This is a genomic window from Streptomyces sp. PSU-S4-23 (genome assembly GCF_055632315.1).
In genome coordinates, this window is sequence record NZ_JBVMUU010000002.1 from 6,535,119 (window position 1) to 6,560,487 (window position 25,369).

At 71.3% G+C, this 25,369-nt stretch carries 20 protein-coding genes; 16 read left to right on the top strand and 4 right to left on the bottom strand.

Translation table 11 applies throughout. From position 1 onward, the window contains the following. Positions 1-32: 32 nt before the first annotated feature. From ACZ79I_RS29790 to ACZ79I_RS29820, 7 genes are all read left to right on the top strand, one after another. The gene (locus ACZ79I_RS29790; protein WP_471501185.1) at positions 33-1,679 is read left to right on the top strand and encodes a DUF4192 domain-containing protein; all 1,647 of its coding nucleotides are present in this window, start codon (positions 33-35) and stop codon (positions 1,677-1,679) included. A 345-nt stretch (positions 1,680-2,024) separates the two neighbouring features. Beyond that, positions 2,025-4,034: a glycogen debranching N-terminal domain-containing protein gene (locus ACZ79I_RS29795; RefSeq protein ID WP_471501187.1), complete on the top strand. Its 2,010-nt coding sequence runs from the start codon at positions 2,025-2,027 to the stop codon at positions 4,032-4,034. 131 nt (positions 4,035-4,165) lie between these two features. Then, positions 4,166-4,924: an NUDIX hydrolase gene (locus ACZ79I_RS29800; protein WP_471501189.1), complete on the top strand. Its 759-nt coding sequence runs from the start codon at positions 4,166-4,168 to the stop codon at positions 4,922-4,924. Between the two features lie 134 nt (positions 4,925-5,058). Beyond that, on the top strand, positions 5,059-6,798 hold the full coding sequence (locus tag ACZ79I_RS29805) for an ATP-binding cassette domain-containing protein (protein WP_471501191.1): 1,740 nt from the start codon (positions 5,059-5,061) through the stop codon (positions 6,796-6,798). A 162-nt stretch (positions 6,799-6,960) separates the two neighbouring features. Further along, complete coding sequence (locus ACZ79I_RS29810; RefSeq protein ID WP_471501193.1) at positions 6,961-7,848, top strand: FadR/GntR family transcriptional regulator; 888 nt, start codon at positions 6,961-6,963, stop codon at positions 7,846-7,848. Between the two features lie 618 nt (positions 7,849-8,466). After that, complete coding sequence (locus ACZ79I_RS29815) at positions 8,467-9,999, top strand: RNA polymerase sigma factor (protein WP_471501195.1); 1,533 nt, start codon at positions 8,467-8,469, stop codon at positions 9,997-9,999. Between the two features lie 123 nt (positions 10,000-10,122). Then, the gene (locus ACZ79I_RS29820) at positions 10,123-10,941 is read left to right on the top strand and encodes a serine protease (RefSeq protein WP_471501197.1); all 819 of its coding nucleotides are present in this window, start codon (positions 10,123-10,125) and stop codon (positions 10,939-10,941) included. Between the two features lie 217 nt (positions 10,942-11,158). On the opposite strand, the gene ACZ79I_RS29825 is transcribed toward ACZ79I_RS29820, so the two are convergent. Beyond that, positions 11,159-11,389 carry a DUF7455 domain-containing protein gene (locus tag ACZ79I_RS29825; RefSeq protein ID WP_471501199.1) on the bottom strand — a complete coding sequence of 77 codons (231 nt, stop codon included), beginning with the start codon at positions 11,387-11,389 and terminating at the stop codon, positions 11,159-11,161. A gap of 438 nt (positions 11,390-11,827) precedes the next feature. On the opposite strand from ACZ79I_RS29825, the gene ACZ79I_RS29830 reads away from it, so the two are divergent. The 6 genes from ACZ79I_RS29830 (at position 11,828) to ACZ79I_RS29855 (ending at position 19,176) form a co-directional block, all read left to right on the top strand. Continuing rightward, positions 11,828-13,951: a DNA gyrase/topoisomerase IV subunit B gene (locus ACZ79I_RS29830; protein WP_471501201.1), complete on the top strand. Its 2,124-nt coding sequence runs from the start codon at positions 11,828-11,830 to the stop codon at positions 13,949-13,951. Positions 13,952-14,608: 657 nt separating this feature from the next. Then, a complete protein-coding gene (locus ACZ79I_RS29835; RefSeq protein ID WP_471501203.1) occupies positions 14,609-15,133 on the top strand; it encodes a DUF1453 domain-containing protein in 525 nt (174 codons plus the stop codon). Continuing rightward, positions 15,130-16,281, top strand: coding sequence for a sensor histidine kinase (locus ACZ79I_RS29840; RefSeq protein ID WP_471501205.1), 1,152 nt, complete (start codon positions 15,130-15,132; stop codon positions 16,279-16,281). Before ACZ79I_RS29835 ends, ACZ79I_RS29840 begins: the two co-directional genes overlap by 4 nt. Further along, entirely contained in the window at positions 16,278-16,955 is a 678-nt protein-coding gene (locus ACZ79I_RS29845) for a response regulator transcription factor (protein WP_471501207.1), read from the top strand. The genes ACZ79I_RS29840 and ACZ79I_RS29845 overlap by 4 nt, the downstream gene beginning before the upstream one ends. Positions 16,956-17,023: 68 nt before the next feature. Continuing rightward, the gene (locus ACZ79I_RS29850) at positions 17,024-17,587 is read left to right on the top strand and encodes a DUF485 domain-containing protein (protein ID WP_471501209.1); all 564 of its coding nucleotides are present in this window, start codon (positions 17,024-17,026) and stop codon (positions 17,585-17,587) included. Further along, positions 17,584-19,176, top strand: a complete 1,593-nt coding sequence (locus tag ACZ79I_RS29855) for a solute symporter family protein (RefSeq protein WP_471501211.1) — start codon at positions 17,584-17,586, stop codon at positions 19,174-19,176. Before ACZ79I_RS29850 ends, ACZ79I_RS29855 begins: the two co-directional genes overlap by 4 nt. A gap of 36 nt (positions 19,177-19,212) precedes the next feature. Here ACZ79I_RS29855 and ACZ79I_RS29860 read toward each other — a convergent pair whose 3' ends face one another. Continuing rightward, positions 19,213-19,905, bottom strand: a complete 693-nt coding sequence (locus ACZ79I_RS29860) for a response regulator (protein ID WP_471501213.1) — start codon at positions 19,903-19,905, stop codon at positions 19,213-19,215. Between the two features lie 159 nt (positions 19,906-20,064). On the opposite strand from ACZ79I_RS29860, the gene ACZ79I_RS29865 reads away from it, so the two are divergent. From ACZ79I_RS29865 to ACZ79I_RS29875, 3 genes are all read left to right on the top strand, one after another. Next, the gene (locus tag ACZ79I_RS29865) at positions 20,065-20,880 is read left to right on the top strand and encodes an ABC transporter ATP-binding protein (RefSeq protein WP_471501215.1); all 816 of its coding nucleotides are present in this window, start codon (positions 20,065-20,067) and stop codon (positions 20,878-20,880) included. Continuing rightward, positions 20,870-21,733: an ABC transporter permease gene (locus ACZ79I_RS29870; protein WP_471501217.1), complete on the top strand. Its 864-nt coding sequence runs from the start codon at positions 20,870-20,872 to the stop codon at positions 21,731-21,733. The genes ACZ79I_RS29865 and ACZ79I_RS29870 overlap by 11 nt, the downstream gene beginning before the upstream one ends. Before the next feature lie 121 nt (positions 21,734-21,854). Then, a complete protein-coding gene (locus ACZ79I_RS29875; RefSeq protein WP_471501219.1) occupies positions 21,855-22,916 on the top strand; it encodes an ABC transporter substrate-binding protein in 1,062 nt (353 codons plus the stop codon). Positions 22,917-22,934: 18 nt separating this feature from the next. Here ACZ79I_RS29875 and ACZ79I_RS29880 read toward each other — a convergent pair whose 3' ends face one another. Together ACZ79I_RS29880 and ACZ79I_RS29885 are read right to left on the bottom strand one after the other, a co-directional pair. Beyond that, complete coding sequence (locus ACZ79I_RS29880) at positions 22,935-23,624, bottom strand: response regulator (protein WP_471501221.1); 690 nt, start codon at positions 23,622-23,624, stop codon at positions 22,935-22,937. Next, a complete protein-coding gene (locus ACZ79I_RS29885) occupies positions 23,621-25,360 on the bottom strand; it encodes a sensor histidine kinase (RefSeq protein ID WP_471501223.1) in 1,740 nt (579 codons plus the stop codon). The genes ACZ79I_RS29880 and ACZ79I_RS29885 overlap by 4 nt, the downstream gene beginning before the upstream one ends. Positions 25,361-25,369: the final 9 nt, after the last annotated feature.

The following is a 25,369-nucleotide window of genomic DNA, read 5'->3' on the forward strand; positions in this document are numbered from 1 at the left end:
CGGAATTCCAAGATCCGCGAGATGGTCACGGCATGACGAACCACGACGAAGCGGCCGGTTCCTCCGGCATCGGTGACACGGGCGGATCCGCGCCCGACAGCAGTGAGCCCACAGTGCGCGGCGGACACGATCCCTCCGCCGGACTCCGCGACGAGCCCCAGGTCACGCTGCGCACGCCGACCGAGCTGGCAGACGCCCTGCCCTACCTTCTCGGCTACCGCCCCGAGGACAGCATCGTGCTGGTCGCGCTGCACGACGGGGAAAAGCGGGGGAGGTTCGGCGGGCGCGCACGACTCGGCATCCCCGCCCACCCCGGCGACTGGTCGTCGGTGGCCGAGCAGCTGGCGCACGGGCTGGTGACCGGCAGCGAGCGCAGAGGCTTCCGGCCGGAGCACATGGTCGCCTACCTCGTACAGGAACCGGCGAACGGCGAGACAGGACGCGACGTGATGGAGCGTCTGCGACCACTCGCCCAGCTGCTGCGCACGGCATGCGGTCGCCTCGACGTTCCCGTGGTGGAGGCCCTCTGCATCTCCGACGGCCGCTTCTGGTCGTACTGCTGCCCGAGCCCGGGGTGCTGTCCACCCGAAGGACGGCCGATGGGCCTGCCCGGCACCTCGGTCCTGGCCGCGGCCGCGACCTACGCCGGCCTTCAGGTGCGCGGCAGCCTCAAGGAGTTCAGGGCGAGACTCACGCCCCGGGAAACGTCGGCCGCTCTCGACCAGGAGGCCGCGCTGGACGCCGCGAGCCTGGCACTCGTCCCGAGGATCCTGGGCGACCGCAGCCGTGAGGAGGTCGCCGCGGAAACGCTCGAACTGGCGGAGCGCGTCATGGCGCGCTTCGCCGAGGCCCCGCCCGTGTCCGGCACCCTGCCGGCGGACCTCCGCGACGACGACCTGCTCGCGCACGACGAGGCCGCGGCTTTGATCCTCGGTCTCCAGGACCGCACGACCCGCGACCGCGCCGCGGAGTGGATGGAAGGGGCGGAGGCCCCCCTGGCCCTGAGACTGTGGCGCGCCCTGGCCCGCCGCTGCGTCGCCTCCTACGGCGAGCACGCCGCCGCGCCCCTGACGCTCGCCGGGTGGGTCGCCTGGTCGACGGGAGACGAGCTCGAAGCCCGCGAAGCCTTCGCCATGGCCCTGGGCGCCGACCCGGACTACCTCTTCGCCCGTCTTCTGCACCAGGCATGCAACGAGGGCCTGGACCCGGAGACCGTCCGCCGCTGCCTGCGGTCGGAGAGGGCCGGCCGCGGGACGAAGGAGTCCGAGGAGGCGACCGCGGCGGAGGAGTCCGAGGAGGCGGCCGTGGCGGAGGAGACGATGGAGGGGTCGGTCACGACGCCGTCGGGTGACACCCCCCTGTCGTTTGACACCTCCTTGCCGTCCCGTGGCTCGGGGTGCGGCGCGGACCCGGAGCGCCTTGGGGGACACGACGGTCCTGCGGCGGCGCGTCCGATGAGCGGCGGCAACCGGCCGCCGCGCCGTTCCCCCGGCATCCCCACGGCGGCCGAGGCGCGTCACCGGCGTCCGTCCGACGGCCCGGGCCGCGGCGGCGGGCCGCGGCGCCGGGCCGAGGGCGCGACCAGCCGGCTCACTCGGCCCACTCGCCCCACTCGGTCCAGCCGGCCCGGAACCCCGCGCCGTGGCGCCACTCCACATTCGGGTGAGGAGGGCACATGAGAACTCCGTGCTCCCCGACGCACCGCCATTCGGTCGTCATCCCTGCCCCCGGGCGTGACCCGGAGCAAGCCCGAACCGTTCACCTGAGTGGCCGAACCCGTGATCGGGTCGTGCCACCGCACCGTGCACGGCCCTCCGGAGCCCCTCACCCGGCGCCGGGCGCGCCAAAGGCGTACCGAGTGCAGAGGAAACCGCATCATGACCTTGCCCAGGCCGCCCCTCTCCCCGGACGGCGACAGACCTCCCCGACACGATCCCCCGGCACCCCCGTTGGCGAGGGGCGGCGCACCGCCGGCCCTCATCGGGTGTGGGCGGACGCCTGTTCCCGCCACGCCTGTTCCCGCCATGCAGGCCGGTGGGCGGAAGGGATCCGCCCCGGTCCGGCCCCTGCCGTCCCCGCACGGTCTGATCGTCCTCCCACCCGTTCACAGCGTCCTGATCTGCCTCGCCCTCCCCGGACTGGCCATCTCCACCGAGCAGGGACAGCTGACGGGGCACGGTCTGGAGGGGTTCTACCGAGCGGGCCGGCGTCTGCTCTCCCGCTGTCAGGTGCGGGTGGCGGGGCGGGAACCGCTCGCCGTGCAGGCCCGGATGGTGGCGGCCGACCGAGCCCGGTTTGTGGGGACCCTTCACGCGGCTCCCGAGGCCGGACCGGACCCGGACGTCGTCGTGGAGCGCATCAGGTCCGCGGAGGGCACCGAGCGGATCATTCTGCGCAGTGCGGCCCCGCGGGTCCTGCGCCTGCCCGTGGAGGTGGCCCTCGGCACGGACCTTGCGGACCTGCGCGCGATCGCCTCGGGCAGGAAGGGGCACGAGCTCCCCGCCACCGTTCACGGCTCGGGGCTGCGCTGGTCCTGCCGGAAGGGCGACTGTGCTGTCACGGCCGATCCGCCGCCGACCGACGCCCTCGCCTCCGCCGGGCTGCTGCGCTGGGAGCTGGAACTGCCGCCGGGTGGGACACGGAGCGTGGAGCTGCGGGTACGGCAGGGCGGTGCCGGACCCGTCAGGGCCGTAGGACGTGGCACATCGAATCTGCTCGCGAGGGCCGAAGCCACCGGCGACGACCCCCGGGTCCAGCCGCTGCTGCGCACCTGCGTCGAGGATCTCCAGGCCCTGCTCCTGCGCGATCCGGCCCACCCTGCCGACATCCAGCTTGCGGCGGGAGCGCCCTGGCGCTGCGGCCCGTCGCCCGCCGAGTCACTGGCGGCGGCCCGGATGGCCCTCCCGCTCGGCACCCGGCTCGCCGCGGGCACGCTGCGGATCCTGGCCCGCACCCAATTCCGCGGCCCCGGCGTCCGCTCGGGCATGATCCCGGGTCCGCGGCGGAACGCGGGGGCACACCTCCCCCCGCGCTGCACCGGCACCGAAGCCACACTGCTGTTCCCCGTACTCCTCGCGGAGGCCCGGCGCTGGGGGCTTCCGGACCGGGAGACCGAGGAACTGCTGCCTGCGGCCGAGCACTGCCTGCGGTGGCTGCGCACCACGGCCGGGGACGGCGTGTACGTCCCCGACCCGCAACCGGATGGTCCCCTGCGCTGCGAGACACAGGCGTACGCCCACCGGGCGGCGCTTCTCGGCGCGGACCTGCTCGACGCCTGTGGGCGCCCGGGCGGACCGGAGCTGTGCCAGTGGGCCGAGACGCTGCGCGACGCGTTCTCGGAGGGCTTCTGGACCGAGGACCGGTCGGGCGGCAGGCCGGCGGCCGTCCGCACCCGGGACGGGCGCCTCGTGCCCCACCTCGGCGCGGGCGCCGCCCATCTCCTCGACACCGGCCTGCTCGGATCCGGTGCCCTGGCACCCGGACTGCTCGACAAGGCGCGGACGGAGCAGCTCGCGCGGCTGCTCTGCGACCCGGCCGTGGACTCGGGGTGGGGGCTGCGCGGCCTGGCCACCGAGGCCGCGGTGTACAACCCGTTCGGGCACCGCGGTGGAGCCGTACAGGTCCAGGAGACGGCGGTGGCGGTCGCGGGACTGGCCGCCGCCGGCCATGAGGAGGAGGCGAGCGGCCTGTTGCTCGGGCTGCTGGCGGCGGCGGAGGCGTTCGGCTACCGGCTGCCCGAGATGTTCGCGGGCGAGCCGCGTACGGAGGGGAGTGCTCCGCTGCCGCACCCGGTGGCCTGCCGTCCCGCCGCCGTGGCGGCCGCGGCGGGGGTCCTGCTCCTGACCGCGCTCGCCGGTGTCCGCCCGGACGTCCCGGCCAGGACGGTGACCCTGCGCCCGGTCCGCAGCGCCCCGCTCGGCGAGATCGTTCTGACGGGCCTGAGGCTCGCCGGCGCCCCCTTCTCCGTGCGCGTCGGGCGACTCGGACTCGCCATGGTGGAGGAGGCTGCCGACGGGTTGCAGCTAGGCGTGTGACCTCGGATGACGTGGATGCGGACCGTGGACGGAGGGCGTCGGTGAGAGCCGTACCGGACAGATGTGGATCAGTCGTCGAAGCGGTTCAAGAAAGGAGTGTTTATCGTCAGGCAGACGACTATGATCGCGACATGCCCTACGACCCGTCAGCCTTTCCACCTTTCGCCGTCACTGTGGACCTGGTCGTGCTGACCGTGCGCCGCCATGCCCTGTGCGCGCTGGCGGTGCGAAGGGGCGAGCCCCCGTTTCAGGGGCGGTGGGCGCTGCCGGGCGGCTTCGTACGGGCCGACGAGGACCTCGCGCAGGCCGCTGCCCGCGAGCTGGCCGAGGAGACGGGGCTGCACGCCCACGACCCGTCCGCGCCGGCGCAGGACAACGGCGCCCACCTGGAGCAGCTGGCCACCTACGGGGACCCGAAGCGCGACCCGCGGATGAGAGTGGTCAGCGTCGCCCACCTCGCGCTCGCTCCCGACCTGCCCGCGCCCCGTCCCGGCGGTGACGCCAACAGCGTGCGCTGGGCCCCGGTGGAGGAACTGCTGCAGCAGGGCGGCCACGGCAGGGACGGGGAGCAGACGGCGCCCCTCGCCTTCGATCACGCGCAGATCCTGGCGGACGGTGTCGAGCGCGCCCGTTCCAAGATCGAGTATTCATCGCTGGCCACTGCCTTCTGCCCGCCCGAGTTCACCGTCGGCGAGCTACGCCGGGTCTATGAGGCGGTGTGGGGCGTGGCGCTCGACCCGCGCAACTTCCACCGCAAGGTGACCGGCACGCCCGGCTTCCTCGTCCCCGCGGGCGGCACGACGACCCGGCAGGGGGGACGCCCGGCACAGCTCTTCCGTGCGGGTGGTGCCACCCTGCTCAACCCGCCGATGCTGCGCCCCGAAGTCTGACCGCCGAGCGGACACCGCCCGGACGACGGGCCTCGTGCAAATGGCCGAGCAAGAATGGCCGAGGAGGCGGGTCTGTGCCGCACCACTCCTCACGCTGCCCGAAAAACCGGACAAATCGGGCTATCTTGCTTCGGGTGATCCAGGCGATCGGACTGACCAGCACAACCCACAAGGACCTTCCGCCCGCCGTCGACGACGTGTGCTTCGAGGCGCACCCAGGCCGTGTCACCGCCCTCCTCGGAGCCGCCGGTGCGGGCAAGACGACGGTGCTCCGGCTCATGCTCGAACTCCAACCGGGTCGCGGCATCACCTACTTCCGGGGCCGTCCGCTGCGCCGCATCGCCCACCCCTCCCGAGAAGTGGGTGTCCTCCTCGGTGATGTCCCAGGTCATCCGGCGCGGACGGTCCGCGGCCAGCTGCGCATGCTGTGCGCGGCGGCGGGAGTAGCCGGCCGCCGTGCCGACGAGGTTCTCGAACTCGTCGGGCTCGCCGGCCTGCGCGACGAGCGGCTCGGCACCCTCTCGCGTGGCATGGACCGGCGCCTCGGCATTGCCTGCGCCCTGCTCGCCGACCCGCACGCGCTGGTGCTCGACGACCCCGTCGACGGGATCTCCGCGCGCGAGGGGCGCTGGCTGCACGGCGTTCTGCGTGCCCACGCGGACCGGGGCGGCACCGTTCTGTTCGCCACGGGAGATCCCAGAGAGGCCGCGCGCACCGCCGACCACGTCATCACGCTGGACCGGGGACAGGTGGTCGCCGATCAGGCAGGGGTGGACTTCGCCCGCACCCGTCTGCGGCCCCGCGTGGCCGTCAACAGCCCGCACGCCACCCGCCTCGGCGCCCTGCTCGCCAAGGAGGCCAGAATGACGCGGCGTTCCGTGGAAATCGTCCACGAGGGCGGCAACCGGCTGTCCGTGTACGGCAGTACCTGTGCCGACATCGGCGACACCGCGTTCCGGCACGGTGTCCTCCTCCACCAACTGGCTGACGAAACCGGGGACATGGGGCCGACGGTGGGTGCCGAGACCATCCCGGCACCGCGGTCCGAGGAATGGGAGCCGGACGGTCTGCCCCCGGTCCCGCCACCCATCAGCGTGCGGCCTTCCGCCGGTCCCCTGCGGCCGCTGCGGTACGAACTGCGCCGCGCCGCGGGAATCGGCACCGGTTACGCCACCGCGGCCGCCGTGCTCGTTTCCTCCGCCCTCATCTGCCTCCTCCTCGCGCGCGGTGGGCACACTCCCCAGGACCGGCTGCTGGCCGCCTGGCCCCTGCAGTTCCCGCTGCCGCCGGCGGCACTCGGTGCGGGACTGCTCGGCGCCGTCGCCTTCGGCGACGAGTTCCGGCACCCCACCCTGGCCGCGGATCGCGGAACGGTCCCCCGCCGCCTGGGGCTGCTTGCCGCGAAACTCCTCGTCACCGGGGCCACGGCGCTGATGCTGGCCCTCCTCGCCGTCGGCGTCGACATCGAGCTGCTCTACCTCGTCCACGGGCGGGAGCTCACCGAGCTTCCCGCCGACTGGCTCTCCCTGACCACGAGTTGGATCGGCCTGATCGTGGGGTGCGCCTGGGCCGGCGTGCTGGCAGCCGGCATCTTCCGCTCCACGACCGCCGGCCTCGCCGCGGTGCTCGCGGTGCCCGTCGCCGTCGTACCGCTCCTGCAGAAGGCACTGGAGGGGCCGTCCGTCCGGGCCGCGGCCGGTTTCACCGCGCGCATGCGCGAGCTGATGCTGCTGCAGTGGCCCTTCGGCGGCGAGCGCTACGTGGCCGCGATGGCGCGCGTGATCACGCAACCCGTGGGCGGTGCACTGGCTTTGTCCCTGACCGTGCTGCTCTGTGCGTATCTGTTCACCACGCTGCGCAGCAGGGTCCGATGACCACCCGCGTGCCCATCTGTTCTCCCTGTGTGCACAACTTCCCCGAGAAGCGCCCATTTCTTTCCGATAAGGCGTCAATTGCGACGGTGTGAGCGATCACCCTTTCGTGTGCTTTTCACCAAAGACCTCAAGGGAGTTGGAGAGGGCGCCGACAAAGGATCCGTGAGTACCCTTGCGCACACCATGATGACCGCCGCCCGCTCCGCAGACTCCGGCCTTGCCGGACCGGGCGAACTCGACCGTTACCCCTACGCCGAGGCGTCCCCCGCCGACCGCGTCGGCACACCCGCATGGGAGGGCTCGGATCCGGAGCTGGGCCGTGTCGGCCGGCGCGCCGCGGGCAGCCGCGGACGCGGCCTGCACGGCCAACTCGTCCAGCAGCTCGGCCAGATGATCGTCTCCGGTGACCTGGGCGCGGATCGCCCGCTGGTGCCCGAGGAGATCGGCCAGCGCTTCGAGGTGTCCCGTACCGTCGTCCGTGAGTCGCTGCGCGTCCTGGAGGCCAAGGGCCTGGTCAGCGCCCGTCCGAACGTCGGCACGCGCGTGCGCCCCGTGAGCGACTGGAACCTCCTGGACCCGGACATCATCGAGTGGCGGGCCTTCGGGCCGCAGCGCGACGACCAGCGCCGTGAGCTCAGCGAGCTGCGCTGGACCATCGAGCCGCTCGCCGCGCGCCTGGCTGCCGGGCACGGGCGCGAGGAGGTGCAGCAGCGGCTCGCCGACATGGTGGAGATCATGGGCCATGCCCTGGGACAGGGCGACTCCCTGACCTTCTCGCGTGCCGACGCGGAGTTCCACTCGCTGCTCATCCAGGTCGCCGGCAACCGCATGCTGGAGCACCTCTCCGGGATCGTCTCGGCGGCCCTTCAGGTCTCCGGCGGCCCGGTCACGGGGTGCGAGCGCCCGAACGAGACCGCCCTGGCCCAGCACGCCCGCATCGTCGACGCGCTCGCCTCGGGTGACGGCGCGGCCGCCGAGGGGGCCATGCGTCAACTGCTCACCGTCCACCCCGAGGTGGAGCGCGTGGTGCCCGCGCCGCGCGAGCACTGACCGCACGGCGCGAGCGGTGCGACCGGCAGTGGGCAGCCTCTTCGGTCGACGCCCGGTCCGCGCGGTCGACGGCCGCCTCCGGGGGCCCTCGCCCGCCGCCGGACTCCGTCGGATCCTCCCGGGACCCGGCGGAGCCCGGCGGAGCCCGGCGGAGCCCGGCGGAGACCCCTGGTGTCGTCGTCCGGCGCGCGCGGCCGACGCGGTCACGGACGGACGTCGTCACCATGGCCGGTGCCGGCCGTGGGTACGGCGGTGCCGGCCCGGAGAATCCCGGGTGCCCGGCACTGGCTCCACGACATCGGTTCCACGGCGTGGCGAGTCGTGAAGCGTCGTACGTCTGGCCTGACCATGACGCCGGTTGAACGCTTCTGCCCGCATCTGGACGCCTTTGGGTGGTTGCGGGGTGTGACTCGGGCCACGCGGATTGGGCGTAACGCTCTACGGGACTGCGCGATGACCTAAGAGGTGACAGCCGAGGAGGGAATACGGACGCCGTTCACGGCGCTGTGCATCCTCCAGGCCCCGCCCGCGCCGTCGGCCCATCCCCAAGCCGGCGGTCGGCCCCTGTCCGCTGTGGACGGGGCCGGAAGCCGTTTCCAACGTTCCGAGAGGTTGTTCGTGTCGGCCAGCACATCCCGTACGCTCCCGCCGGAGATCGCCGAGTCCGTCTCTGTCATGGCTCTCATTGAGCGGGGAAAGGCTGAGGGGCAGATCGCCGGCGACGATGTGCGTCGGGCCTTCGAAGCTGACCAGATTCCGGCCACTCAGTGGAAGAACGTACTGCGCAGCCTCAACCAGATCCTCGAGGAAGAGGGTGTGACGCTGATGGTCAGTGCCGCAGAACCGAAGCGCACCCGAAAGAGCGTCGCAGCGAAGAGTCCGGCCAAGCGCACCGCCACCAAGACCGTCGCGGCGAAGACGGTGACGGCCAAGAAGGCCGCCGCCCCCGCCGCTCCGGCCGTACCGGTCGCCGACGACCCGGCTGAGGAGGCGCCCGTCAAGAAGGCCGCTGCCAAGAAGGCGACCGCCAAGAAGACGGTCGCGAAGAAGGCCGTCGCCAAGAAGACGGCGGCGAAGAAGACGACCACCAAGAAGGACGACGTCGAGCTGCTCGAGGAGGACGTGCTCGAGGAGACCCCCGGCAAGGCCGGTGAGGAGCCCGAGGGCGCAGAGAGCGCCGGCTTCGTGCTCTCCGACGAGGACGAGGACGACGCGCCCGCGCAGCAGGTGGCCGCCGCCGGCGCCACCGCCGACCCGGTCAAGGACTACCTCAAGCAGATCGGCAAGGTCCCCCTCCTCAACGCCGAGCAGGAGGTCGAGCTCGCCAAGCGCATCGAGGCCGGCCTCTTCGCGGAGGACAAGCTGGCCAACGCCGACAAGCTCGCCCCGAAGCTCAAGCGTGAGCTGGAGATCATCGCCGAGGACGGCCGCCGCGCCAAGAACCACCTCCTGGAGGCCAACCTCCGTCTCGTGGTCTCCCTCGCCAAGCGCTACACCGGTCGCGGGATGCTCTTCCTGGACCTCATCCAGGAGGGCAACCTCGGTCTGATCCGCGCGGTCGAGAAGTTCGACTACACCAAGGGCTACAAGTTCTCCACGTACGCCACCTGGTGGATCCGTCAGGCGATCACCCGCGCCATGGCCGACCAGGCCCGCACCATCCGCATCCCGGTGCACATGGTCGAGGTCATCAACAAGCTGGCTCGCGTGCAGCGCCAGATGCTCCAGGACCTGGGCCGCGAGCCCACCCCGGAGGAGCTGGCCAAGGAGCTCGACATGACCCCGGAGAAGGTCATCGAGGTCCAGAAGTACGGCCGCGAGCCCATCTCGCTGCACACTCCGCTGGGCGAGGACGGCGACAGCGAGTTCGGTGACCTCATCGAGGACTCCGAGGCCGTGGTCCCGGCCGACGCGGTCAGCTTCACGCTCCTCCAGGAGCAGCTGCACTCCGTCCTCGACACCCTGTCCGAGCGTGAGGCGGGCGTCGTCTCCATGCGCTTCGGTCTCACCGACGGTCAGCCGAAGACCCTCGACGAGATCGGCAAGGTGTACGGGGTCACCCGCGAGCGCATCCGTCAGATCGAGTCCAAGACGATGTCGAAACTGCGTCACCCGTCGCGCTCCCAGGTGCTGCGCGACTACCTCGACTAAGTTTCGGTCCGTGTACGCCGAAGGGCCCGGCTCCTGAGCGGAGTCGGGCCTTCTGCGTGTGCGCGATGGGGCGAGCTGGATCACTGTAGGTGTTCTACGAACACCTCACAGTAAGGAGTGCCCATGCGTCGTCCCTTCACCCGAGCCCTGGCCCTCGGAGCCGCGGCCGCCCTGATAATGCTGACATCCCCCGCGCCCGCGACGGCGGACAGCGTCGTCATCGGAGGCTTTCCGGTCGACATCTCGCAGAGTCCGTGGACGGTCGCCCTCTCCAGTCGTGACCGGTTCGGGGGTACGCGGGCGGGACAGTTCTGCGGGGGAGTGGTGGTCGGCCAGTCCAAGATCCTGACCGCGGCCCACTGTCTGAGCATGGCCGTCCTGGGGGTGCCGCCCGGCCAGGTGCGGGACCTCAAGGTCATCGCGGGGCGGACCGACCTGACGTCAAGTCAGGGCCAGGAGATCCCCGTGACCGCCACATGGGTCAATCCCCAGTACAACAGCTATACGAACGCCGGGGACTTCGCCGTGCTGACCCTAGCGTCGCCGCTGCCCGCCAGCTCGGTCATCCCCATGGCGGCGGCCGGCGACGGTGGCTACGCGTCGGGCACGGCCGCGACGGTGTACGGCTGGGGTGACACCACGGGGGGCGGAGAATACGCCCACAGCCTGTGGGGCACGAACGTCAAGGTTCTGCCGGACGCGACCTGTGAACAGGCGTATCCCGGCGGAGCGGACGGACAGTACGTGGCCGCTTCCATGCTGTGCGCCGGGGAGCCGGAGGGGGGCCGCGACGCCTGCCAGGGCGACAGCGGCGGCCCGCTGATCGCCGGGGGGCGCCTGATCGGCCTGGTGTCATGGGGCGACGGCTGCGGACAGCCCGGCAGGCCCGGGGTCTATACGAGGGTGTCGGCTGCCGTCGGCGCGCTGGGCGATGGCCGCTGAGATTCGGCCTTCCTCGTACCGCAAGCGCCGTACGGGTGCCGGAGGGCGCCCTGCGGCGGGGCCGCGAGGAGCGGCACCGCGCATATGGGCCGTGCACACGTCATGAGGATACCGACCGGCCGAGACGCAGAAATGCGGGCGGTCACCCCGTGTGATCGGGGTGACCGCCCGTTCCCCGGCCTCGGTGCCGGTGCAGGCTCGTCGTCGACGTGAAGTGTCAGCGCTCCTCGTTGGAAGCGCTTACCGGAACGGAGGTGAGTCGCTCCGTCTCGTCCTGTATCTCAGCGGCGATCTTCTTGAGTTCTGGCTCGAACTTGCGGCCGTGGTGGGCGCAGAAGAGCAGTTCTCCACCGCTCAGGAGGACGACGCGCACGTACGCCTGGGCGCCGCAGCGGTCGCAGCGGTCAGCGGCCGTCAGCGGGCTCGCGGGGGTCAGAACAGTAGTCACGTCGCCTCTTCTCTAGCTCGACGAGCTGTCGTACCAGGGTCAACATCCAACCAGGCCGAAAACGTTCCCGCTCGCGGCTCTTCCTCGAAAAATTCTTTCCGGGCCGGCTGTCTGCTGCCGGTTGGCGGCGAATGTGCCGTATTACGTGGTGTGTGTCGTACGGGTTCGCGCTGTCTGTCGGTTGTCCGTCCTCCCGGCGGGTTGCCGGTTGTGGATGAGGACGTGCCCCGAGGCTAAATGGTTCATGCCTCGAAGGGAACGTGATATGTACTTCACCCTGTCGAGGGATCGAACGCCCGTGCGAGTCTGGACTAGTCTGAGTGCGGACGAGGGTGGCGTTACAACGGCTCTACCTGGCCTCGGTACCCTCGGACCGCAACCGAAGCCGGCCCCTTACCCCAGAGGGCCCCATCTGAAATTCAGCGAGGAGCGAACCGCGTGACCGCCGACACGTCCGTGCCGTCCACCGCGTTGCTGACCGGAGCAGACCGGGACGGTTCCAACTACACCGCGCGGCACCTGCTCGTCCTCGAGGGCCTCGAGGCCGTGCGCAAGCGCCCCGGTATGTACATCGGCTCGACCGACAGCCGCGGCCTGATGCACTGCCTGTGGGAGATCATCGACAACTCCGTCGACGAGGCCCTGGGCGGCTACTGCGACCACATCGAGGTGATCCTGCACGACGACGGCTCGGTGGAGGTGCGCGACAACGGGCGCGGCATCCCGGTCGACGTCGAGCCCAAGACCCGCCTTTCCGGCGTCGAGGTCGTGATGACCAAGCTGCACGCGGGCGGCAAGTTCGGCGGCGGCTCGTACGCGGCCTCCGGCGGTCTGCACGGTGTGGGCGCGTCCGTGGTGAATGCGCTCTCCGCGCGCCTGGACGTCGAGGTGGACCGCAGCGGCCACACGCACGCCATCAGCTTCCGGCGCGGCATGCCGGGCGTCTTCGCGGCCGACGGTCCGGACGCGAAGTTCGAGGCGGCGAGCGGTCTGCGGAAGACCAAGAGGATCCCCAAGACCCGCACCGGCACGCGCGTGCGCTACTGGGCCGACCGCCAGATCTTCCTGAAGGACGCCAAGCTCTCCCTGGAGACGCTCCACCAGCGTGCCCGCCAGACCGCGTTCCTGGTCCCCGGCCTGACCATCGTCGTCCGCGACGAGTGCGGGCTCGGCGAGGGCGGCAGCAAGGGGGAGGAGTCCTTCCGCTTCGACGGCGGTATCAGCGAGTTCTGCGAGTTCCTGGCGAGCGACAAGCCGGTGTGCGACGTCCTCCGTTTCTCCGGGCAGGGCACCTTCAAGGAGACGGTCCCCGTCCTGGACGAGCACGGCCAGATGACGCCCACCGAGGTCACCCGTGAGCTGGGCGTCGATGTCGCGCTGCGTTGGGGAACCGGCTACGACACCACCCTCAGGTCGTTCGTCAACATCATCGCCACCCCCAAGGGCGGCACCCACGTCGCCGGCTTCGAGCAGGCCGTCACCCGCACGATGAACGAGGTGCTGCGCGCCAAGAAGATGCTGCGGGTCGCCGAGGACGACATCGTCAAGGACGACGCGCTCGAGGGCCTCACCGCGGTCGTCACCGTGCGCCTGGCCGAACCGCAGTTCGAGGGTCAGACCAAGGAGGTCCTCGGCACCTCCGCGGCCCGCCGCATCGTCACGAACGTGGTCTCCAAGGAGCTCAAGGCGTTCCTGACCTCCAGCAAGCGGGACGCGGTCCAGCAGGCGCGCGTCGTCCTGGAGAAGGCCGTCGCCGCCGCCCGTACGCGCATCGCCGCCCGCCAGCACAAGGACGCGCAGCGCCGCAAGACGGCCCTCGAGTCCTCGTCGCTGCCCGCCAAGCTCGCCGACTGCCGCAGCGACGATGTGGAGCGCAGCGAGCTGTTCATCGTCGAGGGGGACTCCGCGCTCGGTACGGCGAAGCTCGCCCGCAATTCTGAGTTCCAGGCGCTGCTGCCGATCCGCGGCAAGATCCTGAACGTCCAGAAGTCGTCCGTCACGGACATGCTCAAGAACGCCGAGTGCGGGGCGATCATCCAGGTCATAGGGGCCGGCTCGGGCCGGACCTTCGACATCGACACGGCCCGCTACGGCAAGATCATCATGATGACCGACGCCGATGTGGACGGCTCGCACATCCGCTGTCTGCTGCTGACGCTGTTCCAGCGCTACATGCGGCCCATGGTCGAGGCCGGCCGGGTGTTCGCCGCCGTGCCGCCGCTGCACCGCATCGAACTCGTCCAGCCGAAGAAGGGCCAGGACAAGTACGTCTACACCTATTCGGACCGCGAGCTGCGCGACAAGCTGCTGGAGTTCCAGAGCAAGGGCGTCCGGTACAAGGACTCCATCCAGCGCTACAAGGGTCTCGGTGAGATGGACGCCGACCAGCTGGCCGAGACCACGATGGACCCGCGCCACCGCACCCTGCGCCGGATCAACCTCTCCGACCTGGAGGCCGCCGAACAGGTCTTCGACCTGCTGATGGGCAACGAAGTGGCGCCGCGCAAGGAGTTCATCTCCGGCTCGGCGGCGACGCTGGACCGGTCGCGCATCGACGCGTAGACCGTGCCCCGCGGGGCCGGTCCGCGGGAAGGGGAGGGCCGCCGCTGGTCGGGTGGCCCGCCCTGCGTGTTGCGCGGCCGGCTGTGCCGTGTCGCCCTCCTGCCGCCCGGATGGCCGGGGATCGCCGCGGCGTGGGCCGCGCGACTGATTGCGCGCGATGGCGTGCGCGCGGTTACGCGTGACCGGTTGTGTGTGACCGGTGTCGCCCGGCAGAGTGTCGGCGGCGGGCCCGGGGGCGGGCGGTGACACCGCGGGTGCCGGCTGGCGAGGCCCCGCACGTCGGCGACAGGGCAGGGCACGCACGCGCCCCGACGGCGGCCGAGCCGAGGTCAGTACCGTATGGCTGGTGGGCCCGCGCGGCCGGTGCGCCCGTACAGCCGGTGCGCCCGAACAGCCGGTGCGCCCGACGGCGGGTACGTCCGCAGGGCCTGCGCGCCGGGACGGGTGACCGCGGCCGCGCCCACCCGCGCCGCGTAGCCGGTACACGCGCGGCCACGCCGGTGGTTTCTCCACCCGCGGGTGGACGTGCGGGCCGTCACGGATCCACCCGGGATCCACCCAGGCTCCGATCTCCCGGATCACCGATGTCCGTAGCGTCGAAGGCGTCGACGGCACCCGCCGCCGGCATCCGCTTTTACCCGCCACCGGAGGTCCCAGATGTCCGGGCTCGCCGATGCCCTGCTGCTCACTGCGGCGGTCGTCCTGATCGTCGTGCGCCAGTTCCGTGCGCGCCGCATCACCGCGGACCGGCGCTGGTGGAGCATCCCCCTCGTCCTGGGCCTCCTTGCCCTGCGCAAGCCCGGCGTCCTCGACCACCACCACCCCGCGGAGTCCGCCCTCCTGCTCGGGGCCGAGCTGCTGACAGGACTGGCCACCGGAGCGGGCTGGGCCTGGACCACGCGCATATGGACGGAGCCGGACGGCACGGTCTGGAGCCGGAGCACCAAGGCCAGCGTCGCCGTGTGGCTCGGCGGGGTGGCCCTGCGCGTCGGTCTCTTCGGCGTCGGCGCGGCACTCGGCGTGCATCAGGACAGTTCCGCACTGGTCCTCGCCCTGGCCGCCACCCTGCTGGTGCGCGGCGGGATCCTGGTCCGGCGGTCCCGGTCCGTGGCCCCTGCGATCGTGCGGAGCGCGGCGTACGGTGACCGCGTGCCCCAGCCCTCGTGGAAGGAGCCGGTGTGACGGACAACGTGTGGACGCGCTGGCCCTCCCGAGAGGCACTCTCCCGCGCGGGAGTCTCCGGCGCCCGGCGCGCACTCGCCTGGTCCGGCCGGCTCTCCGCCCTCGCCATGCTCCTGTGGACGACCTTCACGGGTGGCGGCCTGCCGGAGTGGGGGATCGCCCCGGCGGCCTTCGGGCTCCTGGTGTGCGCAGGGGCGGTGTGGGCCTTCTTCCGGACCACGCTGCACCACCGGCTGCTGCCCTCGGTCGTCCTGCTCGTGGCCCTGATGGGGCTGGCGCTGGCCGCCTATGTCACGGATCTGCGCATCCCGGCGGTCGTGCTGTGGTGTGGGTGCGCCGTCACCGCCATGGAGCGGCTGCCCCTCGCCGTCGCGGTGCCCGCCTCCGCGGCGGGCCTGGGGGCGTACGCGGTGGTCAACAACGACGCCTGGACGACGACGGCGATCACCGCCGTTGGGATCGCCCTCGCCGGATATGTGCTGCGCCTCGACGCCGAGGCACGCGGCAGCGCCCTGCGGTTGCTGACCCAGGAGCGGGCCGCACGGGCGGCCGAGGCGACCTCCGCGGCCCTCGCGGAGCGGGCCCGGATCGCGCGGGAGATCCACGACGTGCTTGCCCACAGCCTCTCGGCCCAGCTCGTGCACCTGGAGGCGGCCCGGCTGCTGATCGAGGGAGGAGCCGACCGGGACAGGATCCTCGAACGGGTCGTGGCGGCCCGGGGAATGGCCCGGGAGGGACTCGCCGAGACCCGGCAGGCGCTGTCTGCGCTGCGCGGCGAGATGTCCCCGGTCGAGGACTTCCTGAGTGAGCTCGTCACCTCGGAGGCCGGCGCGGATGTCACCGTCTCGGGTGAGCGCAGGCCGCTGCCCGCCGAGGCATCGCAGGCGGTCCGCAGGGTCGCGCAGGAGGCCCTGACGAACGTCCGCAAGCATGCGCCCGGCGCCAAGGTGCACATACGGCTGGCGTACGCGGAGCACGAAGTGAGGCTGGACGTACGGGACTCCGGCGGTTCGCCGGGAGACCTGACCGGGTCCGGCGCCGGATACGGTCTGCTGGGCATGCGCGAGCGTGCCGAGTTGCTGGGCGGCTCGCTGGAGGCGGGGCCGGGCGAGGAGGGATTCGTGGTGACGCTGAAGGTACCCCTATGACGGAGGAGGGGAAGAGGAAACCCGCCCGGGTCGTGGTGGCCGACGACCAGACGGTGGTGCGTGAGGGCATCGTGATGCTGCTCGGGCTCCTTCCGGGGATCGAGGTCATCGGGGCCGCCGGGGACGGGGAGGAGGCCGTGAAGCTGGTTGCCGAACTTGCCCCGGACGTGGTGCTGATGGACCTGCGCATGCCGCGGTGCGACGGTGTCGAGGCGACCCGGCGCATTCGCACCGAGCATCCCGGCACCCAGGTCGTCGTGCTCACGACGTACGCAGACGACGAGTCGCTGTTCCCGGCGCTGAGAGCCGGGGCGCGGGGCTACCTCACCAAGGACGCGGGCGGTGAGGAGATCGTGCGGGCGGTGCACGACGTGCTGTCCGGGGCCGCCGGGCTCTCACCGAGCATCCAGCGGCGGCTGCTGGAGCGGCTGTCGGAGCCGGTGCCGATGACGGTCGCGGAGGTGGCGGACGGACTCACCACGCGGGAGACGGAGGTGCTCGCGCTGATCGCCGAAGGGCTGACCAACCAGGAGATCGCGCGCAGGCTGCACGTGTCCACGGCCACCGTGAAGACCCACATCAACAACCTCTTCGCCAAGGCCGGGCTCAAGGACCGTGCCCAGGCGGTCCGTTACGCATACGCCAGAGGACTGGTGACGCCTCCCTCGCTGTGAGTCACCTGATGGGGTGAGAGCACAGAGAAGAAGAGCCGGAGAACTTTCCGTTCTGTCCATCCTTGGGCATGCAGTCAAGTGATGGTCATCCCCGCGGGCGCGGGGGTGGTCCCGAGGGTTCGGACGAGACCCACGAAGGCCGTGAACCGGATTCCGCGGCCCCGGGAGCGGCCGGGGACGCGGGGTACAGCGACCCCTGGTACGACGCCCTCGCCTCCGGCTGGGGCGAGGCGGACGGAACGGGCGCGCCCGCTCCCGTCGTGCCGCCCGCGCGCCGGGAACAGGAAGGGACGGCCCGGGCGGCCGAGGTCTACCTGGAGGTGCAGCGCAGTGCGGCGTTCCAGGAGGTGCGCAGCCGGTACCGCAGGTTCGTGATCCCGGCTCTTGCGGCCTTCCTCACCTGGTACGTGGCTTATCTGGTGACCGCCCAGACGGCGCCCGGGCTGATGGCACGCCCGGTGGCGGGGGCCGTGAACGTGGCGATGCTGGCGGGGCTCGGGCAGTTCCTGACCACGTTCCTGTTCACGTGGGCGTACGCCCGGCACGCCCGGTTGCGCAGGGACCGGGCGGCGCTCGATCTGCGCTGGGACACAGAGGAGTCGACGCGGGGACTCGGGGGTGGAGAACGGTGACTGGGGAGCATCGGGCACTGGCGCTGCTGCTGTTCGGCGTGTTCGTCGCGATCACGCTGGCGATCACGACGTGGGTCAGCCGCAACCGGCATGGGTCGGCGGAGGAGTTCTACGCGGGAGGGCGGCTGTTCTCTCCGATGGAGAATGGTTTTGCCATCGCGGGCGACTACCTGTCGGCGGCATCCTTCCTGGGCGTCACCGGGCTTATCGCGCTGTGCGGATACGACGGGCTGCTGTATGCGGTGGGTTTCCTCGTGGCCTGGCTCGTGGTGCTGTTCTTCGTCGCCGAACTGGTCCGCAACTGCGGCCGGTTCACGCTCGCCGACGTCGTCGCCGCGCGTATGGGGGAGCGGCCGGTGCGGATCGCGGCGGGAACGTCCTCGGTGACCGTGTCAGTGCTGTACCTGGTGGCGCAGATGGTGGGAGCCGGGAGCCTGGTCGCGCTGCTGCTAGGGGACACCGGCACGGCGGCGCGTGCCTGGGCGGTGATCGCGGTCGGCACGCTCATGGTGGTCTACGTGGCGTTCGGCGGGATGCGCGCCACCACCTGGATCCAGATCGTCAAGGCGGTCCTGCTGCTCGGCTGCACGATGGTACTGACCACGCTCGTCCTGGTGCGTTTCCATGGGGACCTCGACGCGTTGCTGCGCACGGCGGCGGAGCGCAGCGGGCACGGGTCGGCGTTCCTCGCGCCCGGCCTGAAGTACGGCGGGAGCTGGTCCGCGCGGATCGACTTCATCAGCCTGGGCCTGGCACTCGTGCTGGGCACGGCCGGGCTGCCGCACATCCTGTCCCGCTTCTACACCGTGCCGACCGCGCGGGCCGCCCGTCGCTCGGTCGTCTGGTCGGTCGGGCTCATCGGCGGCTTCTACCTGATGACCGTCGTGCTGGGCCTCGGCGCGGCCGCCGTCGTCGGACCCGAGGCCGTCCGGGGGTCGAACGCCGCCGGGAACACGGCGGTGCCGCTGCTGGCGCTGAAGCTGGGCGGTGGGGCGGAGTCCACCGGAGGAACGGTTCTGTTCGCCGTGGTCGGCGCCGTCGCGTTCGCCACGATCCTGGCGGTCGTCGCCGGTCTGACCCTCGCCTCGTCGGCCGCGGTCGCCCACGACCTGTACGCGTCACTGCGGCGCCGCCGCGCCGGCCCGGGGAGCGAGGTGGCCGTGGCGCGGGCCGCCGCCGTCGGCATCGGCGTGGTCGCCGTCGCGCTCGGGCTGCTGGCCCGCGACCTGAACGTGGCCTTCCTGGTGGGGCTTGCCTTCGCCGTCTCCGCGTCGGCGAACCTGCCGGTGCTGATGTACTCGCTCTTCTGGCGTGGCTTCACGACACGGGGCGCCGTCTGGGCGGTCTACGGCGGCCTCGTGCCCGCGCTGGGACTCGTACTGCTGTCCTCGGTCGTCTCGGGGAGCCCCGAATCGCTGTTCCCGGCCGTCGACTTCCAGTACTTCCCGCTGCAGAACCCGGGCATCGTCTCCATCCCGCTCGGCTTCCTCGCGGGCTGGCTCGGCACGGTCACCTCGGCGGAACCGGCGGACGAGGCCCGGCACGCGGAGACCGAGGTGCGCTCACTGACGGGAGCGGGGGCGGCGTGAGCGGGACCACGGGGCCTTTCCGCATCTGGCGGAGCTCTACGGAGCCACCCACGCATACCGGTGCTCGGGACGTCCCGTGTCGCCGTACTTCAAGGACAGACGCAGCCGGCCCGCCTGTTCCAGGTGGCGCAGATAGCGCTGGGCGGTGGAGCGGCTGAGACCTGTTCTGGCGGCCACATCGTGGGCCGAGAGCGGCCGGCCAGCCCGGTGCAGCACATCGCAGATGAGGTCTGTCGTCGGCTCCGAGTGACCGCTGGGCAGCCCGGGCGACGAGGCCGCGGGCGCGGTGCGCAGGGCGCCGAAGATGCGGTCGACCTGCTCCTGTCCCGCGATGCCGCGGCCACCGACGCGGTCGACGGTGCGCCGCAGGGCGGCATACGAGTCCAGGCGTGTGCGCAGGGCCGCGAAGGTGAACGGTTTGACCAGATAGTGCAGGGCGCCCAGGCGCATCGCGGTCTGCACGGTCGCCACATCACCCGCCGCCGTGATCATGATGACATCGGTGCCGTGGCCGCGTTCGCGCATCCTGTGGACCAGTTCGAGGCCCGTCTGGTCGGGCAGGTAGTGGTCGAGCAGCACCAGGTCGATCGGGGCGCGGTCCACCGTGGCAAGCGCCTGGGCGGCGCTGTGCGCGCGGGCGGCGACCCGGAACCCGGGAACCTTTCCCACGTACTTGGCGTTGATCTCCGCGACGCGGAAGTCGTCGTCCACGACCAGGACGTCAATCATCGGGCCTCTCTCCTCAAGGCCAGGCGAGCGTGAAGCCCGTGTTCGGCTCCGTTGTTGTAGCGCGAGCAAAACGAGCACAACAGCCCCCTGTAGGCAGAAATAGGGGTTGCGCCCAGAAGACTGCTGCCAGGGCCGGCACCGCATCTACGGTCCGGGGCCATGAGCACAGACACCAGCCCCGCCATCGAGCTGCGGGGCGCCGGCAAGACCTTCCGGACTCCGTCAGGGGCCCTGCACACGGCCGTCAGGGACCTGGACCTGAGGATCGGGCGTGGCGAGTTCGTCGCCGTCGTCGGACCCACCGGGTGCGGTAAGTCGACGACCCTGACCCTGGTCAGCGGTCTGGAGGAGCCCACCGAGGGCGAGGTCCTGGTGGCGGGCGAGCCGGTCGCCGGAGTGGGCGACAAGGTCGGTTTCGTCTTCCAGCAGGACGCCACGTTCCCCTGGCGCACGGTCCTGTCCAACGTCATGGCGGGCCCGCGATTCCGCGGTGTGCCGAAGGCGGAGGCCAAGCGGAAGGCGCGCGACTGGCTGGCCCGGGTCGGCCTCGCGGCGTTCGAGGACCGCTACCCCCACCAGCTCTCCGGTGGGCAGCGCAAGCGCGTCGCCCTCGCCGCCACCTTCGTCAACGACCCGGAGATCCTGCTCATGGACGAGCCCTTCTCGGCGCTCGACGTGCAGACCAGGGCCCTGATGTCGGACGAACTGCTCGAGCTGTGGGAGGGCACGGGGGCCTCCGTCGTCTTCGTCACGCACGACCTCGAGGAGTCCATCGCGCTCGCCGACAAGGTCGTCGTGATGACCGCCGGGCCGGCCACGGTGAAGCAGATCTTCGACATCGACCTGCCGCGGCCGCGCAAGGTCGAGTCGGTGCGCCTGGAGCCGCGGTTCATCGAGATCTACCGGGAGATCTGGGAGTCGCTGGGCGAAGAGGTCCGCATCACGCGCGAGAGGGGTGCCGCCCATGTCGCCTGAGGTCATCTCCGCGCCTTCCCGCGTCGACACCTCCAAAGCCGGCCGTTCGCACTCACGCGCGCGTGCGGTGCGCCGGCGCAGGGCCGTCGTCCTGCTGGTCCGCGTGCTGCTGCTGGTCGCCGTGCTCGGGCTCTGGGAGGTGCTGTCGCGGACCGGCGTCATCGATCCGTTCAACTTCTCGATGCCGTCGAAGATCTGGGACCAGATCTCCACCTGGGTCACGCACGGCACGGCGCTCGGCTCCCTCGGCGAGCAGATCTGGGTCACGCTGCAGGAGGCGCTGCTCGGCTGGGCCATCGGTGTGGTGGCCGGTGTGGTCTTCGGTATCGCGCTGGGGCGGATCGCCTTCCTCGCCGACATCCTCGGTCCCTACATCAAGGTGCTCAACTCCATACCCAGGATCGTCCTCGCCCCGATCTTCGTGATCTGGTTCGGGCTGGGACCCTCCTCCAAGGTCGCGTCGGCCGTCGTCCTGGTCTTCTTCCCGGTCTTCTTCAACGCCTTCCAGGGCGCCCGCGAGGTCGACCGCAGCCTGGTCGCCAACGCACGCATCCTGGGGGCGAGCGACCGCCGTGTGACGCTTCAGGTCGTCATCCCGTCGGCCACCTCGTGGATCTTCACCAGCCTCCATGTCAGCTTCGGCTTCGCTCTCATCGGCGCGATCGTCGGCGAGTACATCGGCGCCACCAAGGGCATCGGTCTGCTCGTGGCCCAGTCCCAGGGCACGTTCAACGCGGCCGGTGTGTACGCCGCGATGGTCATCCTCGCTGTCGTCGCGCTGGTGGCCGAGGGGCTCCTGACCTTCGCCGAGCGCCGCATCTTCCGATGGAAGCCGTCGGACTCCGGGCACTGACCGGACTCCTGGGGACGCCCGAGGCCCCGTACGGACGGCCCCGCTCCCCACTGCCCCAGGGCACCCCTTCTTCTTCCGCTCGCACCGCTCCGCACCGCCTCTCCCAAGGACGTGAACCGTCATGCGCAAGTCCGTCAGAATCGCCGCCCTCGCCGCGGCCGGCCTCCTCGCCGCCACCTCCCTCACCGCCTGCGCCAACGAGGCGGCCGGTACCGCCTCGTCCGGTTCCGGCAGCAAGGGTGACGGCAAGGGCGTGAAGGTCAAGATCATGGTCGGTGGCCTGGACAAGGTCATCTACCTGCCGGCCATGCTCACCCAGCGGCTCGGCTACTTCGACGCCGAGGGCCTCGACGTGGAACTGCTGAGCGAGCCGGCCGGCGTGCAGGCCGAGACCGCGCTCGTCTCGGGCCAGGTCCAGGGGGCCGTGGGCTTCTACGACCACACCCTCGACCTCCAGACCAAGGGCAAGCACGTCGAGTCGGTGGTGCAGTTCTCCCACGCGCCCGGCGAGGTCGAGATCGTGTCCAGCAAGCATGCGAAGGACATCACCTCGCCCAAGGACTTCAAGGGCAGGAAGCTCGGCATCACCGGCCTCGGCTCCTCGACCGACTTCCTCACCAAGTACCTCGCGGTCAAGAACGGCGTGAAGATCAGTGAGTTCAGCCCGGTCGCGGTCGGCGCCGGCCCGACGTTCATCTCCGCCCTCCAGAAGGGCTCCATCGACGCCGGCATGACCACCGACCCGACCGTCGCCACGGTCATGCAGAAGAACCTCGGCCAGGTGCTCGTCGACATGAGGACGCCCCAAGGCTCGCAGGACGCGCTCGGCGGCCCCTACCCGTCGTCGAGCCTCTACATGCAGACCGACTGGGTCAACAGCCACAAGGACACGGTGCAGAAGCTGGCCAACGCCTTCGTGAAGACCCTGCAGTGGATGTCGACGCACTCCGCGAACGAGATCGCCGACAAGATGCCGGCCGACTACTCCCAGGGCAACAAGACCCTCTACGCGAGCGCCGTCAAGAGCACGCTGCCGATGTTCACCAAGGACGGCGTGATGCCCGAGGGCGGTCCCGAGACGGTCGAGAAGGTCCTCAAGGCGTTCAACCCCAACATCAAGAACGCCACGATCGACCTCAGCAAGACCTTCACCACGGAGTTCGTGAAGAAGGCCGCCGGCTGAGGCCCGCCGGCCGGCCTCTCAGAGGCGGGTCCCCCGGACGTAGCGATGCTCCGGGCGGCCCGCTTCGCCGTACCTGAGGGTCAGCGTGGCCCGCCCCGTGCGCTCCAGGAGCTTCAGATAACGCTGGGCGGTCTGACGGCTCAGTCCGGTCCGCTCGGCGATCTCCTGGGCGGACAGCGGCCCCTCGGCGGTCATCAGGGCACGGCGCACCAGATCCGCGGTGGCGGGGGAGTGGCCCTTGGACAGCCCCGGTGCCGCACTCGCCGACAGGGCGCCGAACATCCGGTCGACATCGGCCTGTTCGGCCTCGCCTCCGCCGTCGAGGGTACGGCGCAGCTCGGCGTACGCCTCCAGCTTGGCGCGCAGGCCCGCGAAGGCGAACGGCTTGACCAGGTACTGGAGTGCGCCGTGCCGCATCGCCGCCTGCACGGTCCGCACGTCGCGGGCCGCCGTCACCATGATCACGTCCGCTTCATGACCGCGCTGCCGCATCTCCCGGACGACCGAGAGTCCCGTCCCGTCGGGCAGGTAGTGGTCCATCAACACGAGATCGGGACGAGGCGGCAGCTCCATCCGGTGCAGCGCGTCCCCCGCGGTGTGCGCCTGCCCGATCACCCGGAAGCCGGGGACTCGTTCGACGTACGCGGCGTTGACCCGGGCGACCCGGGTGTCGTCGTCCACGACCAGTACCTCGACCGGGCGGTTCATCGGTACTCCTGCCGCGGGGCCGGCACGGGTGCGCCCCGGGCCCCTGCCGGGGACGCCGCGGGCCCCTCGCGGCCGGCGACGGCGTCCTCCGGGCCGGCCGCGGTGGCCGGCTGCGGCGCCGGGACGGGCTCCTCGAACGCCTCCGGCAGGACGACGGTGAACTCCGCGCCCCCACCGAGGGCTTCGGTCACCTGAGCGCTTCCCCCTTGGCGTTCGGCGAGACGACGCACCAGGGACAGGCCGATCCCGCGCTGACCGTGAGCCGGCGGCTGCTTGGTCGACCATCCCTCGGTGAAGACCAGCTCCCGTCGCTCGGCCGGGATCCCCGGCCCGGTGTCACGCACCCTGAGGACCGCGGTACGCCCCTCGGCGCGCAATTCGACCTCCACGCGCGCGTGTGGTGTGCCCGCGACCGCGTCGAGGGCGTTGTCGACCAGGTTGCCGACGATGGTGACCAGGCCCCTCGGGTCGATCAGGCGGTCGGGAAGCAGCGTCCGGTCCGCGATCCACAGGGCCACGCCGCGTTCGGCGGCCACCGTGGCCTTGCCCACCAGGAGGGCCGCGAGCAACGGGTCGTGGATCTTCTCGGTGACCTGTTCCGACGTGGCCCGGTGGTCGCCGACCACCTCGCCCACGAACTCCACCGCGTCGTCGAACATCTCCAGTTCCAGCAGACCCAGAAGCGTGTGCATGCGGTTGGCGTGCTCGTGGTCCTGTGCGCGCAGCGCGTCGATCAGACCGCGGGTGGAGTCGAGTTCGCGGCCGAGTCGTTCCAGTTCGGTGCGGTCGCGCAGGGTGGCGACGGCGCCGCCGTCGTCGGTGGGCATGCGGTTGGCGACGAGGACGCGGTGCCCGCGCACGGTGACCAGATCGGTGCCGGTGACGCGTCCGGCCAGCACATCGGTGGTACGCCCCTCGCCGAGCGCCTCGTCGAGAGACCGGCCGACGGCCTCGTCGCCGAGGCCCAGCAGACGCCGGGCCTCGTCGTTGAGGAGGCGGATCCGGCCGCCGCGGTCCAGGGCGACGACGCCCTCCCTGATGCTGTGGAGCATCGCCTCGCGTTCGGCGAGCAGTGCCGAGATGTCGGAGAAGGCGAGGTCGCGGGTCTGCCGCTGCAGCCGGCGCGAGATCAGGTAGGCGGCCAGCGCGCCCACGGCCAGGGCGGCGCCGGCGTACGCGAACAGCCCCGGGATCGCGTGGAAGAGACGGGCCCGCACGCTGTCGTACTCGATGCCGACGGAGACCGCGCCGATGATCCTGTTGTGCGCGTCCCGCAGCGGCACCTTGCCACGGGCCGAGCGGCCCAGGGTGCCGCTGTCGATCTGCATGACCTCCTTGCCGGCCAGCGCCTGGCTGGGGTCGGTCGAGACGACCTTCCCGATCCGTCCGGGGTCCCGGTGCGACCAGCGCACCCCGCGCATGTTCATCACCACGACGTACTCGGCCCCGCTGGCCCTGCGGATGCGCTCCGCCTCCCGCTGCACGGGCCCGTCGGGCGACGGCGGCGTCGACTGCAGGTCCCTGGCGATCTGCGGCTGGGCCGCCGTGGCCTGCGCGATCGCGAGAGCCCGGCGCATCGCCTGATCGTCCAGCTGATGGCTGAGCGGTGCGAGGAACAGCCCCGTGGCGAGCACCGCGACGCCTGCGGCCATGGCCACCTGCATCAGCAGGACCTGCGAGAACATCCGCCGCGGCAGGCCGAGGCGCAAGCGTCGAACCGGGGGTGACGGGCTCATGCGTACGAC

Coding starts and splice junctions, on each gene's coding strand:
- ACZ79I_RS29870 (WP_471501217.1), top strand. CDS start 20,870: ATGTCGCCTGAGGTCATCTCCGCGCCTTCCCGCGTCGACACCTCCAAA.
- ACZ79I_RS29850 (WP_471501209.1), top strand. CDS start 17,024: ATGCAGTCAAGTGATGGTCATCCCCGCGGGCGCGGGGGTGGTCCCGAG.
- ACZ79I_RS29800 (WP_471501189.1), top strand. CDS start 4,166: ATGCCCTACGACCCGTCAGCCTTTCCACCTTTCGCCGTCACTGTGGAC.
- ACZ79I_RS29865 (WP_471501215.1), top strand. CDS start 20,065: ATGAGCACAGACACCAGCCCCGCCATCGAGCTGCGGGGCGCCGGCAAG.
- ACZ79I_RS29790 (WP_471501185.1), top strand. CDS start 33: ATGACGAACCACGACGAAGCGGCCGGTTCCTCCGGCATCGGTGACACG.
- ACZ79I_RS29845 (WP_471501207.1), top strand. CDS start 16,278: ATGACGGAGGAGGGGAAGAGGAAACCCGCCCGGGTCGTGGTGGCCGAC.
- ACZ79I_RS29835 (WP_471501203.1), top strand. CDS start 14,609: ATGTCCGGGCTCGCCGATGCCCTGCTGCTCACTGCGGCGGTCGTCCTG.
- ACZ79I_RS29795 (WP_471501187.1), top strand. CDS start 2,025: ATGCAGGCCGGTGGGCGGAAGGGATCCGCCCCGGTCCGGCCCCTGCCG.
- ACZ79I_RS29860 (WP_471501213.1), bottom strand. CDS start 19,905: ATGATTGACGTCCTGGTCGTGGACGACGACTTCCGCGTCGCGGAGATC.
- ACZ79I_RS29885 (WP_471501223.1), bottom strand. CDS start 25,360: ATGAGCCCGTCACCCCCGGTTCGACGCTTGCGCCTCGGCCTGCCGCGG.
- ACZ79I_RS29880 (WP_471501221.1), bottom strand. CDS start 23,624: ATGAACCGCCCGGTCGAGGTACTGGTCGTGGACGACGACACCCGGGTC.
- ACZ79I_RS29875 (WP_471501219.1), top strand. CDS start 21,855: ATGCGCAAGTCCGTCAGAATCGCCGCCCTCGCCGCGGCCGGCCTCCTC.
- ACZ79I_RS29820 (WP_471501197.1), top strand. CDS start 10,123: ATGCGTCGTCCCTTCACCCGAGCCCTGGCCCTCGGAGCCGCGGCCGCC.